Here is a 19,398-nt window from a genome sequence, read left to right on the forward strand (position 1 = left end):
TATGGAGACAACATAAAAAATAGAGAAATCCGAATTTGAATTCATTCAAATTCGGATTTCTCACTAATTGAAGCTAGTTATGTCCCAGCCTCTTTAAAAATGCACTTTATGTTTTGATTATTTTAGGATTACAAACAGAAAATTGAAACTATTTTCCTTTTTTTACGTATTAATATAAGAGAATACTAGGAGGTGTAATTTTGGAAGATAAAATACAGGAAAAACAAACAAATGAGTTTGTTGAATGGGTAAAGGCAATTGTGTTCGCTTTATTGGTGGCATTTTTAATCAAGTATTTTTTATTTACGCCAGTACTCGTAAAAGGTGTTTCGATGGAGCCGACACTGGTAGACCACGATCGTGTTATTGTTAATAAAATCGGTCCGAAATTTAAGTCAATTGATCGATTTGACATTGTTGTTATTAATAATATTTTAATTAACAATGAAGAAGAAAATATTATTAAACGTGTTATTGGTCTACCAGGAGATAAGATCGAGTATAAGGATGATCAATTATACATAAACGGAGAAAAGTACAGTGAACCTTATTTAGATCAGTACAAGAAGGTGTTAAAAGATCCTGGGTCACTTACTTATGATTTTACGCTAGACCAAGACTTAGGTGAAACTTCGGTACCTGAAGGGTATTACTTTGTATTAGGTGATAATCGTCGTAAGAGTAATGATAGTAGAAATCCTGAGTTAGGTTTCATCCCTAAAGAAAAAATAATGGGTACAACAAGTATCATCTGTTGGCCAATCGAGCATTTTGACTTCAGATTTAACTGATAGATCGAAAGCTTATAAACTTGATAAAGATAACATGACCACTCCACGATGAGTGGTTTTTTTGTATTGTCATTTGATCTAGGAGACGGACGCACAGGGTATCATTTCATTAATGGAAAATATAATTAACTTAATGCAATATATACATTGCAAAAAGACAAATATTCTGTATAATTAAAATCATAAACAAGAGGAGGTAAAATATTGATGTTTTGGAAAAGTAAACACGTCGATGAACGAATTAAAAATCAGCAAAATAAAATTTACAAAGAGATTTTTTTCTTTGTCATAGTAATCTGTTTAATATCGATCCTAATAAAATTCATTACACAGGGAGTGACCTCACAAAATGTAGTAACAGAACGGTTGATTATATTATTCTCAGTTGTTTATTATTGTGGCAGAGCAGCGTATCTCGGCATATTTACTGAAGAAGTAGAGATTCACGATAGTGCAAGTAAATTTAAATTAAGTACTAAACTTATTATTTTCGGTGTGGCTATTGGCATGGTTATTGCAATTATTATGGGTGTTAACAGTGCATTCAACTATGCAGAAAGCACTTCACAAGCAATATATTTTTTCTTTATGGTATTTTTTGTATCACTGTTCATGTACTCACTATTTATTGCCGGAATTTTATTCTTATTTTATGTGCTTGCTAAAAAGAAAAGTGATCGAGTTATTCAAAGAATGTTAGAAGATGAAGATAGTGGTGATCAATGTGAAAAACATACGCTTAAAAATGGCTCGAATTGAACATGATTTATCACAGGGGGAATTGGCTGAAAAAGTGGGGGTTACTAGGCAAACTATCGGTTTGATTGAATTAGGTAAATATAACCCGACTTTGAATTTATGTATTGCTATATGTAAAACGTTAAATAAAACCCTAGATGAATTGTTCTGGGAGGAGTAAATCTGATTGGTTCAAAATGTTAAGTAATGTATTTAAAGAAGAGACTATCAACTAAACAGATAGTCTCTTTTTTTTCTTTGGATTTCTAGTACAGCCGAAATAAAAAAGATCGAAGCAATTTGCTCCAACCTTTTTATAACAGAGTTATTTATTTTTCCAACGAATAAACCTAATCATTTAATCCTTTACCATCAAGAATGTGTTGCGTGTATTTTTCAATTCTTGACACGCGAGTTTTGGATTGTTTAGGTTGGGAGAAATGTAGAATATATGCTCTTTGTCGTCCTGGCGTCAATTCTTCAAAAGCAGTTTTTAAGGTAGGCACTTCATTGAATTTATTGTGAAGTTCTTCAGGAATTATGTATTCCTTATGCTCTTTCAAGGGTACTTCTAAACCTGCTTTTTCAACTCCAATGGCTTCAAGAATATAATCTTTTATAATGGTTTCCATGCCAACTATTTCTTGAACGTTGGTGAAACGAATTTGGCGCGCTGCCTGTACATTTTCAGTCTGTTGAATTAAAATCCCATGGGCATCCTTTAACAAGGCACCTTTGTGAAACAGAAGCGCACAATAATCTTTAAAACCATGTATTAACACGATGTTTTTTTTCTCAAGCGTGTAACAAGGATGCATCCATTTAAATTCTTCCGTCAATTCACAATCAAGAACGATATTTCTCAACGCAGAATATTCTTCCTGCCACTTTTTAGCTTTACTTAAAAATTCATCAACCTTTGGATTCATTTTGCTATTTGTCATCAAGGAACACCCCTCTACAATTTTTTAATCAGTTGATATTCTCTAATCGATTTATAATAAAACATTAACTGGTGTCATGTCTAGTTAAAAATAGGGAACTAATATCGCTAATTTACAAAGAATTGTGATGAGTTGAAAAAGCCTTTGAAACATGTTTTTTTTGCATATTTTAATTGGTGCAACATTGTATTTCTGGTAAAATATTAGAATATTGGTATATAATACTTAAAGGAATGTGTTATTTAAAATAAAGCTAAGTAGGAGGAGAATAATGAGAAAATTTTTTACGGTGTTACTAGCAGCATTTGTAATTGCAGTAGTACATCCAACAAAATCAGAAGCGAAAGTGATGTATGATGGAGCAGAGGTTGTAAAAGACCAAACCGGAAAAATGACCTTTACAAAAGACATTAAGGTGTACAAGAAAAATCCAAATGGTACGTTTGATTCGTTAGTGGTAAAGCGAAATAACTTCTTTAGAACGTATGATATTGAAAAATATGATGGCAAAACGTTCTACCAAATGGGACAATATCGAGTACAAGCAACGGATTTGGTAGTTTTCAAAGAAGTACCAATAAAAATTCGTTCATCTTTCTACAACAATCCAACTTATATATTTATTAATCGTGATAGTAAATCCGCAACTTACGGAATGTGGTTCAATAAAAGTACCAACCCGGGTTTTTCTTTTACAAATAATGGGCAAATACTTTCTTATTGCGGTCCCAATGATGTTAGTTCTAAAGAGTGTATACAGTATCCTGGTACAGATCTTAAAATCGCTGAGTCGAAAAGAAGCGAAAAAGGCGTGCGTTTTGAGCTAACAAAAGATGCAGATTTTAAACAGGATCCAATAAAAGGATCTGCAACGATAAGTACGTTGAAAAAGGGAAGAATTTTAGTTTCAGAAGGTCTTGAAATTAATGGTTATCTAAATGTTACTTGGAAAAAAGATGACGGCAACGAGTCCACTCATTGGATTCCGGTGAATTTATTAAAGCCAGTTGGAAATCAGTAATTGGGAATTTTACAAAGCTCTCTTAAGCTCTGCTCCATCTAGTTTTCATGTTAAATTATAAATAAAGGTACCCTCTAAGAGCGATATTTAGTGTCTATCTTAGAGGGTACTTTTTATAGAGCACACCTGCTGAAGTAACAGCAACAGTTATTGTTGAACGGAATGCATGACCGATATATTGTACAAACTTCATACTCTAAAAGATCAGTATCTTCATAGATTGGGATACTAAATGACGTTTGTGTTTAAAAGTCTTCTGTATTTTCTTCAGCTTTGGCAGATAGTATAAAACCAATAAAATAATAGAAGTGTGAAAATAAGTGTGACATATAAATATTTTCACTAAATAATGTAGAGGTGAAATAAAATGGATGAAAATCAGAAAAAAGTAGAAATATCTTTTCTTACTAATGGACCGATCCAATCTGATTATATTAGAGAACAATTTCAAGTTTTAATTAAAAAATTTAATTTAGGGCTTCAACAACTCTCTAAAATGTTTGATATACCCATAAATGAGATAGAAAATATAATGAATGATTCAATTACCATCACAAATGAAAAATTTGAAGAGATTGAGTATAAAATAACAATGTTGAATTTTGGTTTTGATGATTTTAATGCCAAAGATAGGGTAAAGTCAATATTGAATAGTTTGTTAGTGGAATACGAAATAACAACAGAAAGCTTGTCCAAAATTATAAATGTAGCAGAAAAAGAACTGATAGATTTTAAAGAAGATCAATTATTAGAGAGGACTATAGAAATTGAGATATGTGTGAATATTATTATGCTTAATTTTGTTTTACATAAATAAATTTAAAACCCAGGTACTCGAATTGATATGCTCCCTATTTAGTAGACAGATTAAAAAATAAAATCTGTTTATCTAAGGGGAGTATTTTTATGGGGCGAAGCAAATTGAAAAAAATGCTTGGGGTGATAACACAAAAACCATAAAATAAAAAGGACTGGGGTATTATCCCCAATCCTACTTACACATTCCTATAAACATGCCCACCAAAGCTTTATTAATTGCTCCAATTTAGCTCCAATTAGCTAAGTACAAAATGGACTGAAAATGTTGATATGAAGGTGCTATGTTATTAACTTGCATTCCTGTCACTTTACATTTGGATAAATCATCGTCGCAGGGTCCACGTATTCATCGAACTGTTCCTCTGTTAGTAAACCAGATGCAATCGCTGCTTCTTTTAATGTTGTGCCTTCTTTATGGGCTGTCTTCGCAATTTTTGCCGCATTTTCGTAACCGATATAAGGGTTTAATGCAGTTACAAGCATTAATGAGTTTCGTAAATTATGGTCAAGTACTTCTTTATTTGGTTCGATACCGACAGCACAATGATCATTAAATGATTTCATTGTGTCTGCAAGTAGGCGAGTTGATTGTAAGAAGTTATAGATAATGACTGGCTTGAAGACATTTAACTCAAAGTTACCTTGGGAAGCGGCAAAGGCAATTGTTGCATCATTGCCAACAACTTGTGTAACAACCATCGTCATCGCTTCACTTTGAGTTGGATTTACTTTACCAGGCATAATGGATGAGCCTGGCTCATTTTCAGGAATCGTAATTTCACCGATTCCTGAACGAGGACCACTCGCTAACCAGCGAACATCATTGGCAATTTTCATTAAGTCAGCTGCAAGAGCCTTTAATGCGCCATGTGCGACAACCGCTTCATCATGACTCGTCAGTGCATGGAATTTATTTGCTGCAGAAGTAAAATGTTTTCCTGTTAATTGACTAATTTCCGCTGCTACACGCTCACCAAATTCGGGATGTGCGTTAATACCCGTACCAACTGCTGTGCCACCAATCGCTAGTTCCTTCATATATTCAATATTTTGGACTATCATTTGCTCAGATTTAGCAAGCATTGCTACCCAGCCACTTATTTCTTGACCTAAAGTTAAAGGTGTAGCGTCTTGTAAATGTGTACGACCAATTTTAATAATATCTTTAAATTTCTCTGCTTTGTCATCAAGAGTAGCTTTTAGTAAACGTAGTCGCGGCAATAAATAATCTTCAACTTTTAACACTGCAGCAATATGCAGAGCCGTTGGGAAAGTATCGTTTGAGCTTTGAGATTTATTGACATCATCATTTGGATGGATGCGTTCAGCTTCTCCAGCATTTTGTAAAAGTTGGTTTGCACGGTGCGCAATTACCTCATTGACGTTCATATTTGACTGTGTACCACTACCAGTTTGCCAAACTACAAGAGGGAATTGATCGTCCCATTGACCCTTTAAAATTTCGTCAGCTGCTTGAACAATCGCATTTGCTTTTATATCTGAAAGCTTACCTAATTTATTATTGGCCATCGCAGCACTTTTCTTTAAAATGGCCATTGCTTGAACTAGCTCAATAGGCATTTGTTCTGTCCCGATTTGGAAATTCTCTTTACTGCGCTGTGTTTGAGCACCCCAAATTTTATCTGCAGGTACTTTAATTTCACCCATAGTGTCTTTTTCAATACGATAATCCATGTAAAACAGCTCCTTTATTTATGTAAATCTCTCCAATAAATTAAACATCCGACGGAGAATTTAACTTTTTTCATCGGGTGTCAAAACATCTGCTGAAAGAAGTTAAAAAACGGATATTCTTAGTCTGATGTAAGAATATCCGTTTGATACATGCTTATTTCAAAAAAATAGGGGGATTCTGAACTAAGCATTTCGGAGTGAAGAAATAATCTATTGATAATGATAATTGTTATCAATTAAAAAGTCAAATACTTTTCATTAAGCTATTTATATAGTTGAGAATAATTCGCAATTATTTTTTCTCTTAGAGTTCGATACCCTCTTTTTTTAAGTTAAAACGCTATCATTAAATGATAGCGTCGGAAGGTAAATAGGGGAGAACTATCTCTTTTTCTTGCCAATTTCTTTTAATGGTTGTTTTTTAGGTATTTTTTCAAAAATGATACTTACTTGATAGTTGTTGTCGTCTATTTGAACAATCTGAACAACTTTTGCTTTACGTCCTTTAATTTTAATGTTCTCTTCGACAGTAGGTAAATTTACGAGCAGCTGACTTAAAACTGACGTCTTGTTTTCATAAAAATGAGTTACAAACATAATTCTTCTCCTTATAAATGTTTTATTGAACCTAGAAAAAACCTTCCTTTATTCCTTATATGTAATGTAAAAGAGACATGGTTTTAATGAGAATGATTAGCAAGGGGAAGGTTTTACTCAATGTATGAAAAGAACCTATAATATAGAACATTTGTTATACTGCTGGGGAACTTATTTTGGATAGTAGCTTGACGAAAAAGTTGAAATGAATTATGATGTATCGAAAATAAATTAACAATGATTGGAAGTAGTAATGAATGTAGTTTGCTTTAGAGAGATGATGGCTGGTGAAAATCATCGCAAATCATTTATGAACTCGTCCATGAGTTTTTATGCTGAATTCAGTAAGCATAGACGGTTGCTACCGTTATAGTAAAGTGAGCTTTCTAGCTAATCAGAGTGGTACCGCGGATAACTTCGTCTCTATATTTATTAGAGATGAAGTTTTTTTATTTGGGAAATTGAAAAACGCTCGATACCTGATCGCTCAAAAAAGAATGAATTGCTTTATCGACAAAATTCTCAGTCTGTGTGTGTTTATAAAAACAAATAGGGGGAAATGTATGGAGATTACTAAAAAACAGGCAACAACAGTGGGATTAGTAGCTCTTGTATTATCAGCACTTTTAACTTCGATAAGCCAGGTTTTCTATGCAAAGCAGGTGCAAGAAGTACCAACATTTTTATTTACTGGTATTAGTTTTTTCATTACTGCTATTTATTTCTCTTTCTTTGCACGCAAGCATAAACGAGCTAATCTGTGGAAGGGAAATATTAATTCTGTAGTGAAGTTGAATGTAGCATCCGTGTTAGCATTTATGGGCTTTTATTTTGCTTTAAAATATGTAGAGTCAGCGATTGTAAGTGCACTTGAGATGGGTATTGGACCACTGTTTGTCTTGGTGTTAGCTGTTTTTGCAAAGGAATCGATTCCGAAAGTACAATGGGTAATTGCCACGGGTACATTTCTCGCTTGTACTATATTAATATTAGCGGTTGTTAGTGGGAAATCAGCTGTTCAAATGGACATAACTTTTCCAGTGATTTTAGCATTAATAGCGAGTGTTAGCTGTGGGGTTGGGGCTGTACTTTGTACGATCTATTCTAAGAAATTAAGTGAGGCTGGTTGGACTACTTCAATGATTTTAGCTAATCGTTATTATGGCATAATTTTATTATCTTTTTTCGCGACTTTCGACATATTTTTTAAATATTTCTCGGGAAATATTTCATGGATAATCGCAGTAACGGTAATGGGTGTCATGCTTCCAATGTATTTATTGCAGATAGGCATTCAGTATTGTTCAACTTTGATTGTAATGATGAGTTTATGCTTTGTTCCAATATTCGCATTCTTCTTTCAGATGTTTGACTCTAGGTTATCATGGTCACCCATTTCCCTTTTAGGAATAAGTCTATTGTTTATTTTTGGGGTGTGTAGTTTGTATGTGGAAAAAAGGACGGTTTCAGAGTAGCGTAAGCACGCTATACTAATAGTAAGGGAGGAAACAAAATGTATTTAAAGTCATGTAAGGTATTACAGGGAGAAGTTGAAGTTAAAGATCAATATCCCTTTAATATACCAAGTTTGCAGGATTTACAGGAGCTAGAGTTTCCTACGAACGTAACTTTCTTTGTAGGGGAAAATGGCTCTGGGAAATCAACCCTTTTGGAGGCAATAGCTGATCGCTGTGATTTTAATACTGCGGGGGGTGGTCGCCAAAATTTATATGAAGTACATAAAGCGGAATCTGCACTTGGGGAGTTTATCCGTTTATCCTGGTGGCCAAAGGTTTCAAATGGCTTTTTCTTACGTTCGGAAACGTTTTATCAATTTGCGAGTCATATTGATTTGTTAGAGGAACATGACATTAGGAAAAAGTATGCCGCTTTTGGGGGTAAGTCGTTACACCATCAATCACATGGGGAGTCCTTTTTATCACTATTTATGCATCGCTTCAAAGGCAAAGCAATTTATTTATTGGATGAGCCAGAAGCAGCGTTGTCACCAACGAGGCAGCTAAGCCTACTCAAAATTATCAAAGATTTAGAGCATGAGGCACAATTTATTATCGCCACACATTCACCTATTTTACTTGGCTATCCAAATGCTACAATCTATAGTTTTGATAATGGGGAGATTGAATCTATTCGTTATGAGGATACTATACATTACATTGTTACGAAGCGGTTTTTAAATGCACCGGAAACCATTTTTTCAGAGTTATTTGATGAGGAGAGAGAATCATGAATCAACGTAAAGGCTTAGTTATGCGAGAAATTCGATTAGATGAAATCGCACAGTTTATTGATTTGCTTAATTATGTTTTTCAAATGTCCATGTCCATTCATAAGGATCGTCGCTTTGTGAATGCCAAAAGTAAACAATTTAATGAGGGACATGCGCTTGGTTGGTTCGACGGCTCACATCTTGTATCTCAAATTTTAAGCCTACCTTTTGAGGTAAATGTTCATGGAAAGATTTATGAAATGGGAGGCATCACTGCTGTCGGAACGTACCCTGAATATTCTGGGCATGGTTTGATGGAGAGCCTTATTATTGAGAGCCTGGAGCGGATGCGAAATGAAGGACAATGTATATCCTATTTATTTCCATATTCTATCCCTTATTACCGAAAAAGGGGTTGGGAAATTATGAGTGATATTGTGGAATTTCAAATCAAAGATACGCAGCTTCCTCGGTATGGGGGCCTAAATGGTAAAATCCGTCGTGTAGATCCGAAGCATGAAGACGTTGTGACTATTTATGCGCATTATTCAAAGAAGACGCACGGTGTCATGGTTCGTAATAGTATCGCTTGGAATGAAAAGTTCCAGGAAGATTTTTGGGAGGAAAAATTTATCGATAGTGATGTGAACCTCCAGGCTGCAGTGTATTATGACGAAGATGATATGCCGCAGGGTTATATGTTTTATCGTATTATGGAGGAAAATTATTACATCGATGAAATTGTCTATTTACAGGAAGAAGCGCGTAAAGGTTTATGGAATTTTGTCTCAGCACATAACTCAATGATTTACAATGTCTATGGTAAAACAACTGGCAATGAAGCCGTTGCCTTTTTATTAGAGGATAGTGAAATTATTCAAAAAGTATCCCCTTATTTTATGGCACGAATTGTAGACGTAAAAGAATTTCTGTTACGTTACCCATTCACGGGAAATGATTTTCAGCTTAGACTCGCTGTTAGTGACCGCATTGTGGCATGGAATAATGGCACATTTGTCATAACGAAGCACAACGGAAATGTCGAAGTTGAAAAGGTGAGTGAGACACAGTCAGAAAATGCTATTCAGCTAACAGTTCAAACACTTGCCACGATGTTACTAGGCTATAAACGACCGAGCTATTTAGAAAAAATCGAGCGTTTACAAGGCAATGCCATTGAAATTGCACTACTAGAGACGGTACTACCAGTAGGCATCCCAACGTTTATTGATTATTTTTAAAAAAATTTAGGGGAATTTGTACAGAGACAGCTGTGCAGATTCCTTTTTATGGGTTTAAAAGAAAACTGATCAGGTTAGTGCGAGAACTGATCGGGTCCAAGAGAAAACTGCTCAGGTAAGCGCGAGAACTGCTCGGGTTGAAGAGAAAACTGCTCAGGTCATCGCAAGAACTGATCGGGTTGAAAAGAAAACTGCTCAGGTAAGCGTGAGAACTGATCGGGTCCAAAAGAAAACTGCTCAGGTCATCGCGAGAACTGCTCGGGTTGAAGAGAAAACTGCTCAGGTCATTGCAAAAACTGTTCGCGTCCAAGAGAAAACCGCAATCAGGTCACCCAAAGACTCGCTCGGGTTAAAAATATTTTGGCAATATCGAAAAATGGAGCATACATTTTCTGGAGCGACTATGTTGAATTTACCTGATGCAACATACGACGATCGAGACAAAGAGTAGCCATAACAATTGCAGTTATGGCTTATTATTCCGTTATCCAAGCTTTTCTTAGCAGTTGTACACCGAGAATGATTTCCTCCATTTTTAATTTACTAAAGCCTAATTGTATAATGGGCACAGAGCTTGGCTGTTGTAGAAAATATGGGCTCGTAGGGTAGACCTTGACTCCGTATTGTTGCGCATTTTGAATGAGCTGCTCTTCTGAAAATTGTGTATGCACCTTGACCAATATATAAAGTCCAGATTGTTCTCCAAGTATCGTAATTTTTTCTTCGAACTGTTTGTTAAGCTCCTCTACAAGAGCATTTATTTTATGTTTATAGGTGATACGCATTCTTTTAATATGCCGTGTCCATTCACCTTGTTCCATGAATTTCGCCATAGTTAATTGATGTATGGACGAGGCGTTATGTTCGAAATGAGCAAAGCGTTCTTTATATGGCTGTACAAGTGCTTTCGGGAGTACCATATAGCTTAAACGAATAGCTGGTAAAAATGATTTTGAAAATGTCCCAATATATATAACACGTGACTTATCGAGTGAGGCGAGAGCAGGAAATGGCTGTTGCGTATAACGAAATTCACCATCATAATCATCCTCAAGTATATAGCCATCTACTTTTTTAGCCCACTGAATTAAAGCTTGCCGCTGCTGAATGCTCATAGAAACGCCGTATGGAAAATGATGAGAAGGTGTGACATAGAGTAAGCGCGAATGTAAATGCTTTAAATGCTCAAGCCTTGCACCTTTTTCTGACACAGGTAAAGTCTCTATCTCAAAGCCATGCAGCTTGAACGCTTCACGTGCACCGTTGTAGCCAGGGTCTTCTAAAATAACACTTGGGAAATCCTGCTTTAATAGAAAGCCTAGATAAATTAACATTTGTTGCGTGCTACTACCGATAATAATGTCTTCTTCATTTACATGAACGCCACGAGCTTGAAGCAAATAATGCACAAGCTGTTCCTTTAGAAGTGGCTCACCGAAAGGGTCGCCATATTCATAGCACTTTTGTAAAAGTAACACTTGATTAGACATTTGCCGCCATATTTTTAAAGGAAAATGTTGTTGATCGACAGCACCAGTCCGAAAGTCGATGATGACATCTCCATTATTAGTTTTAATTTCTTGAGTAAGGCTTGGCCGTTCCTCCTCCTGAAGAAAAACTTTTTCAAATTCATTTGCGAAATATCCCTTTCGTCCTTCACCACGTATGTATCCTTCCGCTACGAGCTGCTCATAGGCAGTTAAAGTTGTATTCCGACTGACATGTAAAGTTTCGGCTAGCCTTCGAATAGAAGGAAGAGATTCATTCGTTGTCAATATCCCTTGTTCGATTAACCATTTGATTTGCTGATAAATTTGTTTATATTTTGCCTCTTCATCTGTAAATAAGAAAATAAAATTCTCCATAAAGTCCCTCCTTGACATGTTGGAATGTAGAGAACTGTTTCTTTTTAAATGTCAGTTAGTTTTTTATCATAATACAAGAATTACATATTAAAAGAAATGGGGGAATTGTTAATGGAGATTTGTCCAGTAACTTTAGCAACAGTTGGAGACGTAGTGCCATTATTTAATGCCTATCGAGAATTTTATGGTCAACCATCAGATTTAAAACAGGCTGAGCAGTTTCTAAAGGAGCGTTTAAATAAGAGGGAGTCGGTTATTTTTCTAGCTTATCTGGATGCGCAGCCAGTTGGTTTTGTCCAGCTCTATCCTATTTTTTCATCTGTTGCAATGAAAAAGGCGTTTATTTTAAACGATTTATTTGTGACAGAGCATGCTAGGAAGCAAGGCGTAGCACAGGACCTAATTGAACAGTGTTATTCATACTGTATACAGAATGATGCACGTTATATTGGGTTAGAAACAGCGACAGACAACGTTCGTGCTCAAAAACTTTATGAGAAGCTCGGGATGAAAATAAATGATGAAGTATTTCATTATATTAAATATTGGTAAGAGGAGGTTCGAATAATGACCATAACAATCAAGCAATTAATAACGCAACAGGAATGGGTGGAAGCATATGATGTTATGGTGCAACTTCGTACGGAATTAACAGTAGAAAAGTACCTTCAATTATTAAAGGAAATGACCCAAGATGGCTATATGTTATTTGCTTTATACGAAAATATGAACATTGTCGCTGTCGCCGGATTAAGTTGGAGAGTCAACTTTTACAGTGAACGCCATATATTTGTCTACGATTTAGTAACGGATGAGGCCCATCGTTCAAGAGGCTATGGTGAAAATTTATTGCAATATCTTCACCAATGGGGCAAAGAAAATGGCGCGCATTATATTGCTTTAGAGTCTGGTATTCAAAGGACTAGTGCGCATCGTTTTTATGAAGATCGATTAGGGTATGAAAAATGGTGCTATTCTTTTCGGAAAGCATTGTGATGAAATATTGAGCGAAATCCGAATAAAGAGTGAAAGCGACTAGATTTTTAGTCGCTTTTTTAAATGCTTATATACTGATTAACATTTAATATTTATTTTTAAAGGTTAATTTTTTAATGATTATCGTTAAATTTATCTTGATTTCAACTCTGTTGTTTAATATGCTTAACATGAAGAAGGACGTAATATAGAGTACCGGCGATGATTTCCGCATTAAGCAGGGGAAAGCAGGAGTTAGCGGCGCTTTTTGAACATTAAGCGGCGGAAAAGCGGAAGTTAGCGGCGAAGTTCCACATGAAGCGGCGGAAAAGCAAATGTTACCGGCGAACTTCAAACATCAACCAACGATTTCTGGAAAACACCTTAACATCGCTTGTCATTCTTCATGGAAAAAACATTATGAACAGGGGGAAAAGTTATGGTTTTGGAAAGTGCAATAAGTGCAATTATTCAGGTCATTTTATTTTCAGTTATTCCGTTTATTTGGTGGTTTTTCTCAGCAAGAAAGGAACAAACATTTTTAACATGGCTCGGCCTCAAAAAGCCTGTCATTGAAAATAAAGGGAATTATTTTCTATGGTCTTTATTCATTATTATTTTATTATTCGTACCCCTTATTACAATCAGCTATTTCTACCTAGATAGTTCAACCTTAGCGACCAATCGTTTTACAGGACTTGGCTTTTCAGCGCTCATTCCAGCACTTTTCCATTCAATTGTCCAAACGGGGTTGTCTGAGGAGCTGTTATTCCGAGGCTTTTTATTGAAAAGATTCATGCATAAATTTGGTTTTCAAATGGGAAATATCATGCAAAGTTTACTATTTGGCATTTTACATGGATTGTTGATGTTTTCTTTTATTCCTTTTGGAGTTGTAGTATTAGTTGTTATAGCAACTGCATTTGTAGGTTATTTAATGGGATGGATCAATGAACGAAAATCTAATGGTTCCATCATAACAAGCTGGGGTATCCATAGCATTGTCAATCTGATTGCCGCCTTCATTACAATGTTTAATATGCTCTAAGAGCCTAGCTCATTTGCATTTCATCATGTTCGATTGCATAATAAAGCAGAGAGGTGATTGAAGTGTAGTTTATCGAGCAGGTAGTAAAAGGATGCTTGATTGTCGGTTTTATTATCACCGCAATATGCCGTTATTATCATATAGCATTTACGACTTTTTTTGTTGATTATCATGTCGTCTCACTAGCTATACTATTAATAGGTATTATAGGAACTGAGTTATTCAATAGACGAAAAAAGAAGGGACGAGCATAAATGACGGAATGGCCAAAGGGAGTAGCGAAACCTGCTGTACGTGCATTGAATGCGGCAGGGTATACACAATTAGAGCAATTGGAAAATGTTGATTTATCAACGTTGAAAAATTTACACGGGATGGGACCGAAAGCGCTAGCGGCCATTGAAGTAGCATTGAATGAAGGTAGGAAGCACAGTGAATAAACTGACATTATTTTTATTGGCAATGGTGGTCTATTATATTTTGGCTGTTTTCGTGATTAGTAAGTTATTTATTATTCCTCTCATGAAGTTTATGGCGCTTGTATTTTTCCTTGGAGCTGGCTTTATTTTTTCTCGAAAAATGCGGAAGAAACTACAGTAGGAGGAATTATGAAAATTACAAAACTAGCCATATTTTATTTGTTCATTTTTATTTTAACAATAGTAATATCACTAGCAGGAGTTCCCCTATCCATTACAATCGGCATTATTGCCCTTATTGTGATCGCAATGATTTATAGACATATACATATTTTATTTAGGACAAATAATATGACGATGGTAGATAAACTAGTAAAAGATCGTAAAAATGATCCGTTTTTTACCTATCTTTACGCTGTTGCTTACGGTACAAGGGAAGACCAACTTCACTCATTAGAAACAGTCATCGTAAAATATAAGCAGCCAGCAATGAAGTATAACTATAAATTTATAAAGGCAATGATGGAAGAGAATTTGGAGGAAGCAAAGGATGCGGCCAATAAAATAAATAAAGAGCCTTTAACTAGCTATGCAAAATGTTATATCGCTGCATTTGAAAGACGAACAACTGACATGCGAAGTGATCAGCTTACACAGCCGTGGATGCAGCCAGCAATTGAAGCGGTTTATGCATACAAAATGAAGAATGAAACAGCCCTTCATCATTATGCCGAGGAAAGCATTGAAATGGCTCGTGGTGTACAAAAATATATGTTAATACATACATTTGAAAAAATGAAAACGGATCTGTAAAAATTTTAGGCTACTTGATGCTATATGGTGTCAGGTAGCCTATTTTTCAATTTTTCATTTAAACATACAAATCTTGTTTACTCATTCGTCTAATAAAGTAAGAGAGGTGAGAAAATGGAGTTTGATGAGCTTTATGAACAATATTTTCAATGCATTTATCAATTTATTTACTATATGGTCTCGGATCCAGGTTTAGCGGAGGATTTAACGCAGGAAACCTTTATCCGTGTTTATAAAGGACAATTTAGAAATGAGGCTGCTATGGGCACTTATATAAGGAGAATTGCACGAAACCTTGTCTATGACACCTATAGAAAAAAAGCACTTATTAAATGGCTACCATTTCAAAGAGAACATGAAAAACGGGAGATACAATATGTACCACATGATTGGATCGTGCAGTCTGAGGAGCGTCGGCTATTATATGAAGCAATCCAATTATTAAAGCCTGAATATCGAGAGGTTCTTATTTACAGAAAAATTGAAGAGTTGAATTTAGCCGAAACTAGTGAAATTTTAGGGTGGTCTACAGTGAAAATAGCGAATACACAGAGAAATGCTATGAAGGCTTTGGAGAAAATACTTGGAGGTGATGAATTTGGATTTAAACAATCGACTGAAGGAACTCAATAAATTACCAGAGGATCAGGCTGTAAAGGCCCGTATTTATGAACACATTCACCATAAGAAAAGAAAGGGCTTAACGTTATGGAAGGAAAGTTTTCTACTATTAACGATCGCCATGATTGCTCTATTTTTTATTTTGATTCCACAAAATTCTTCACCGCCTCAAACTGCTAGTCAATCCATCCAAGCGATTTATAAGCATTTCGGAGGAAAAGAAGGGGAATTCTTTGCAAGAAGTTCAAGTTTGTATATATCTGTGAAAAAGGTTGAAGATACATCAGTTTTTAGCTTTTTTGAAGATTTAACACAATATGTCGAAAAGGCAGATGGAAAGTTAGGTAACTATATTACAGATGTAATTGTTGTAAGAGATCGTCAGGAAGAGCACTATCAGATTTCAGATACAGGCATGCTAAATGTTGATTCTGGCCAGTTTTTTGTTGGGAATTCTGACATGTATGATGAAGTATTTCAAACATTATACTCTGTAGAAACAATACCGTGGATATTTATCCTGCCACTTATTGTGGTAGCTGTAAATATATTCTCTATGTACTATTATAAACGTCATAATCTAGAAGGATCTAAACCATTTAGGCCTATATGGTGGCTGTTAGTACTTGTACTTGCGATGTTTTCAAGCGTTTTTGCTTGGGCAACATGGGTTGGTCCATTGTATAAACCATTAATGATTCTGTTTGCGTTTTTATATGGTTTCAGTATTTGGCATAATATAAAGCGAGAGGTACAGACATATTCCATATATAAAGTAGAAACAATAAAAATAAGTATTATTAGTGCAACACTTGTATTAATTATTATGCTTTATTAATAGATAAAACAATAAAACCACCTATACCTTTTGCATAAGAGACAATTGCAAATATATAGGTGGTTTTAATTACCCATCAACACAGTATTGAGTGAGGTACGCTTTATTCCTTCTTACTTAATAAAATCCCACGAACGATTCCCATTATTAATATAGTACACAGTACAAATAGAAATAAATAAGCATGCCACTGCTGTAAAATACGATTATGGCCTAAAGCCACTGTTAAGTCATTGAAAAGTGAATATGTAAAGTACAGTAGTATACTATTTTTGATGAGACAAAAAATAATGATCCCATTTTGTCGCTCTGTATGAGATAAGGTATGCTTATTTTTACGTGGGATAGGATAAGCAGCTCTAATCTCTAAGTATTGTAAAAGTAAAAATAGCATGAAGGCAATAAAGGGTAAATAAAAAATAGCGATTTTCGGACCAAATTGCGCATGTTCACTTGTAAAGCTTTGTAAAACTGGTATAGAAGCGGGGAGCTTACTGTATTGGATAAGCGTTGCCGTAATGCCAGCTATAAAAATTGTTGCGACTATTAGCGTTAGTGGCTTACAAAAACGCGGTGTAGGTGTTTTTTGTTGTTCAAGCATTCGTTCACCTCGTAGTTAATCTTAAAAAAAAGCAGTCTGTTATACTGTATCATATGAATACCATCATTTGTGTTATAGAAAGAAGGATTAGATGGAATACTTGTTGTTTTTACTAATAGGCATCACTGGCAACGTCATTGGAACATTAGTTGGAGGTGGCGGGTTAATTACATTACCGACCATGATGCTAATGGGGGTACCGGTCCATTCAGCGATCGGTGCGAATAAGATTTCAAATATGGTCAGTGCTTTTTCAAGCTTCTACACGATTTATAAAAGAAAAGAATTGTCATGGTCAGAAATGCGTTCAGTACTACTTGTTTCTCTAGTAGGTGGTACCCTTGGAGGGCTATTTGCATCGTTTATGAGCAGTCAAACATTGACGTTCATCGCGATTATTTTATTAGGTTTTGCCCTTATTATGTCCTTTATAGGTGGGGCTGAATTTGGAGAAAAAGAAAGTTTTACAATGAATCGCAAAAACGGTCCAATACTTCTTGGTGTTGGTTTTTATGATGGGATGTTCGGCCCTGGGAGCAGTACGCTGGCACTTTATACATATGCTCATGAGAAAATCTCTTATATAAAAGCTGTAGGTCTGTCACGTGTAGGTGTTTTTGCGATGTGTTCAGGAGCCGCAATTACGTATATTGCTACAGGTAAAATTGATTGGCCATTAACCATCGTTTTAATGGTTGGTTCTGTGATTGGTGCGCAAATAGGAATTATCCTTGCAAGAAAGGTTAAGGCAAATCAAGTAAAGTTATTGCTGCGTATTGTGACAATTGTGCTAATAGTACAGCTCTTGTATGATTTTATCAAACAGTTAAAGGGAGGCGATATCCATGTTTGAAATCACACCTTTTCCATCTTTTTCGTGGTCACTGTCACGTCATAAAACGTTAACAAGCTGTGCGCGAAAATATGGCTATGAATATTATTTTTCTCATAATGGCTGGCTAAGTTACAATGTGGAGCCGTATCATCAACATGTCTATCGCTTAAAAAAGCTGCAATCCATGCCGATTTTATTTGGGCAAATTGTCCATCATTTAATAGAGCAATCGATCAATGATTATTTGCAAACCGGCAAGGCGCCGACTGTTGCTGAGCTAGTAAATCGTGCACGTGGCCAGCTTAATGCCGCTTTTATTGATTCTACACGCCATGTAGATTTATGGAGACATAAGCCGAATAAATTTTATATGATGCAGGAAATTTATTACGAAGGGCAGTTAAATCCTGAACTTGTACAGGACTATAAAGAACGAATGACGGCTGTCTTTGACAACTTTCTTAACAGCGAAACGTTCCAGCAAATTACTACGCAAAAAGGATCGCTACGAATTGGTGAGCCTGAACAATTTCGTTCCATGAAAATTGAGGGGATACAAGTTTTCGTCGTAATGGATTTTCATTATTATGATGAGATGGCGGACAAATGGATTATTATCGACTGGAAAACAGGCGGAGAGTCCGATGATGATCGTCAGCAATTAGCGCTCTACGCATACTATATTCAGCAGAAATATCGTGTATCTCTTGACCAGATTGATGTCTATAATGAATATTTATTGACGGGCAAACGAAAAAAATATGCCTTTACAGCATTTGATATGGACAATATTTTACATACGTTTCAGCGAAGTGTACTAGAAATGAAAAAGTATCAGGCAGATATTTTCTCCAATGAACCCGTGGACTTTGAGGATTTTGAGCAAACCCTTGAAAAATGGCATTGTAAAGGGTGTAATTTTAAAGAATTATGTGCGCAGAATTGTGTAGAAAAATGAAGTGAGTGACCAAAAAGTGACCAATTAAATTAAATCATCAAAATAGTCACTAGCTCTATTTATATCTTTACTAGTTAAAAGTCTTTAAATGTAAACCGTCATTTTCATATCAGAGTACCTAGAGATAAGAAATTATTTTAAGGAAAAACACTCTAATTTTGTGATAATACTTCCATTATCACGTTTTTATTGGTAGTATATTGGATTGTTAGTATATTATACTAAGAAATTGTGTTTTCTACAATAAAGCTGAGAAGCCCAGTGGTGATATGTCAACCATAAAAAACATCGGAATTGGAAATTCTTAAGCTACCAAGCATCTAAAAAACTGTTTTTAAGCGTACTCAAA

The 19,398-nt window shown here is 35.4% G+C and carries 22 protein-coding genes and 1 other annotated feature; of the genes, 17 read left to right on the top strand and 5 right to left on the bottom strand.

The genetic code is table 11. The features are described from left to right. The first annotated feature begins 200 nt into the window (after positions 1–200). The 3 genes from lepB (at position 201) to ABH966_RS25860 (ending at position 1,710) form a co-directional block, all read left to right on the top strand. A complete protein-coding gene (gene lepB / locus ABH966_RS25850; RefSeq protein ID WP_370083453.1) occupies positions 201–791 on the top strand; it encodes a signal peptidase I in 591 nt (196 codons plus the stop codon). A 207-nt stretch (positions 792–998) separates the two neighbouring features. Further along, positions 999–1,550, top strand: coding sequence for a DUF6773 family protein (locus ABH966_RS25855; protein ID WP_370083473.1), 552 nt, complete (start codon positions 999–1,001; stop codon positions 1,548–1,550). Next, complete coding sequence (locus ABH966_RS25860) at positions 1,516–1,710, top strand: helix-turn-helix transcriptional regulator (protein ID WP_053482180.1); 195 nt, start codon at positions 1,516–1,518, stop codon at positions 1,708–1,710. The genes ABH966_RS25855 and ABH966_RS25860 overlap by 35 nt, the downstream gene beginning before the upstream one ends. A 169-nt stretch (positions 1,711–1,879) precedes the next feature. Here ABH966_RS25860 and ABH966_RS25865 read toward each other — a convergent pair whose 3' ends face one another. Next, positions 1,880–2,473, bottom strand: coding sequence for a YdeI/OmpD-associated family protein (locus ABH966_RS25865; protein WP_370083454.1), 594 nt, complete (start codon positions 2,471–2,473; stop codon positions 1,880–1,882). A gap of 271 nt (positions 2,474–2,744) precedes the next feature. On the opposite strand from ABH966_RS25865, the gene ABH966_RS25870 reads away from it, so the two are divergent. Further along, positions 2,745–3,494 carry a hypothetical protein gene (locus tag ABH966_RS25870; RefSeq protein WP_370083455.1) on the top strand — a complete coding sequence of 250 codons (750 nt, stop codon included), beginning with the start codon at positions 2,745–2,747 and terminating at the stop codon, positions 3,492–3,494. A gap of 367 nt (positions 3,495–3,861) precedes the next feature. Beyond that, positions 3,862–4,311 (top strand): HTH domain-containing protein, encoded by a 450-nt coding sequence (locus ABH966_RS25875; RefSeq protein WP_370083456.1) that lies wholly within the window; start codon positions 3,862–3,864, stop codon positions 4,309–4,311. Positions 4,312–4,616: 305 nt separating this feature from the next. Here ABH966_RS25875 and fumC read toward each other — a convergent pair whose 3' ends face one another. Together fumC and ABH966_RS25885 are read right to left on the bottom strand one after the other, a co-directional pair. After that, positions 4,617–6,008 carry a class II fumarate hydratase gene (gene fumC / locus ABH966_RS25880; protein ID WP_370083457.1) on the bottom strand — a complete coding sequence of 464 codons (1,392 nt, stop codon included), beginning with the start codon at positions 6,006–6,008 and terminating at the stop codon, positions 4,617–4,619. A 381-nt stretch (positions 6,009–6,389) separates the two neighbouring features. Then, complete coding sequence (locus ABH966_RS25885) at positions 6,390–6,605, bottom strand: hypothetical protein (RefSeq protein WP_370083458.1); 216 nt, start codon at positions 6,603–6,605, stop codon at positions 6,390–6,392. Between the two features lie 228 nt (positions 6,606–6,833). After that, positions 6,834–7,033: a binding site (T-box leader), on the top strand. A gap of 135 nt (positions 7,034–7,168) precedes the next feature. Between ABH966_RS25885 and ABH966_RS25890 the strand changes: the two genes are divergently transcribed. From ABH966_RS25890 to ABH966_RS25900, 3 genes are read left to right on the top strand one after another with little or no spacing between them, the layout of a single operon-like run. Beyond that, a complete protein-coding gene (locus tag ABH966_RS25890) occupies positions 7,169–8,080 on the top strand; it encodes an EamA family transporter (RefSeq protein ID WP_370083459.1) in 912 nt (303 codons plus the stop codon). A 38-nt stretch (positions 8,081–8,118) separates the two neighbouring features. Continuing rightward, positions 8,119–8,856, top strand: coding sequence for an AAA family ATPase (locus ABH966_RS25895; protein WP_370083460.1), 738 nt, complete (start codon positions 8,119–8,121; stop codon positions 8,854–8,856). Further along, positions 8,853–10,076 (top strand): GNAT family N-acetyltransferase, encoded by a 1,224-nt coding sequence (locus tag ABH966_RS25900; RefSeq protein ID WP_370083461.1) that lies wholly within the window; start codon positions 8,853–8,855, stop codon positions 10,074–10,076. Before ABH966_RS25895 ends, ABH966_RS25900 begins: the two co-directional genes overlap by 4 nt. A 476-nt stretch (positions 10,077–10,552) precedes the next feature. Here the strand turns inward: ABH966_RS25900 and pdxR are convergent, their stop codons facing one another. Continuing rightward, complete coding sequence (gene pdxR, locus ABH966_RS25905; protein WP_370083462.1) at positions 10,553–11,941, bottom strand: MocR-like pyridoxine biosynthesis transcription factor PdxR; 1,389 nt, start codon at positions 11,939–11,941, stop codon at positions 10,553–10,555. Positions 11,942–12,052: 111 nt separating this feature from the next. On the opposite strand from pdxR, the gene ABH966_RS25910 reads away from it, so the two are divergent. The 7 genes from ABH966_RS25910 to ABH966_RS25940 all read left to right on the top strand — a co-directional run bounded on the left by ABH966_RS25910 (position 12,053) and on the right by ABH966_RS25940 (position 16,655). Continuing rightward, positions 12,053–12,493, top strand: coding sequence for a GNAT family N-acetyltransferase (locus ABH966_RS25910; RefSeq protein ID WP_370083463.1), 441 nt, complete (start codon positions 12,053–12,055; stop codon positions 12,491–12,493). A 15-nt stretch (positions 12,494–12,508) separates the two neighbouring features. Beyond that, complete coding sequence (locus ABH966_RS25915; RefSeq protein ID WP_370083464.1) at positions 12,509–12,937, top strand: GNAT family N-acetyltransferase; 429 nt, start codon at positions 12,509–12,511, stop codon at positions 12,935–12,937. Positions 12,938–13,355: 418 nt separating this feature from the next. Continuing rightward, complete coding sequence (locus tag ABH966_RS25920) at positions 13,356–13,964, top strand: CPBP family intramembrane glutamic endopeptidase (protein ID WP_370083465.1); 609 nt, start codon at positions 13,356–13,358, stop codon at positions 13,962–13,964. A 254-nt stretch (positions 13,965–14,218) separates the two neighbouring features. Continuing rightward, entirely contained in the window at positions 14,219–14,404 is a 186-nt protein-coding gene (locus ABH966_RS25925; RefSeq protein ID WP_370083466.1) for a helix-hairpin-helix domain-containing protein, read from the top strand. A 168-nt stretch (positions 14,405–14,572) separates the two neighbouring features. Continuing rightward, positions 14,573–15,196: a hypothetical protein gene (locus tag ABH966_RS25930; protein WP_370083467.1), complete on the top strand. Its 624-nt coding sequence runs from the start codon at positions 14,573–14,575 to the stop codon at positions 15,194–15,196. Positions 15,197–15,310: 114 nt separating this feature from the next. Further along, entirely contained in the window at positions 15,311–15,829 is a 519-nt protein-coding gene (locus tag ABH966_RS25935) for an RNA polymerase sigma factor (protein WP_370083468.1), read from the top strand. Beyond that, positions 15,795–16,655, top strand: a complete 861-nt coding sequence (locus tag ABH966_RS25940) for a hypothetical protein (protein ID WP_370083469.1) — start codon at positions 15,795–15,797, stop codon at positions 16,653–16,655. Before ABH966_RS25935 ends, ABH966_RS25940 begins: the two co-directional genes overlap by 35 nt. A gap of 103 nt (positions 16,656–16,758) precedes the next feature. On the opposite strand, the gene ABH966_RS25945 is transcribed toward ABH966_RS25940, so the two are convergent. Beyond that, the gene (locus tag ABH966_RS25945) at positions 16,759–17,256 is read right to left on the bottom strand and encodes a DUF1648 domain-containing protein (protein WP_370083470.1); all 498 of its coding nucleotides are present in this window, start codon (positions 17,254–17,256) and stop codon (positions 16,759–16,761) included. 91 nt (positions 17,257–17,347) lie between these two features. On the opposite strand from ABH966_RS25945, the gene ABH966_RS25950 reads away from it, so the two are divergent. Both ABH966_RS25950 and ABH966_RS25955 read left to right on the top strand, forming a co-directional pair. Next, on the top strand, positions 17,348–18,109 hold the full coding sequence (locus ABH966_RS25950; protein WP_370083471.1) for a sulfite exporter TauE/SafE family protein: 762 nt from the start codon (positions 17,348–17,350) through the stop codon (positions 18,107–18,109). Then, on the top strand, positions 18,102–19,049 hold the full coding sequence (locus ABH966_RS25955) for a PD-(D/E)XK nuclease family protein (RefSeq protein WP_370083472.1): 948 nt from the start codon (positions 18,102–18,104) through the stop codon (positions 19,047–19,049). Before ABH966_RS25950 ends, ABH966_RS25955 begins: the two co-directional genes overlap by 8 nt. Positions 19,050–19,398 lie beyond the last annotated feature (349 nt).

Source organism: Lysinibacillus sp. RC46 (genome assembly GCF_041262385.1).
Lineage (GTDB): Bacteria > Bacillota > Bacilli > Bacillales_A > Planococcaceae > Lysinibacillus.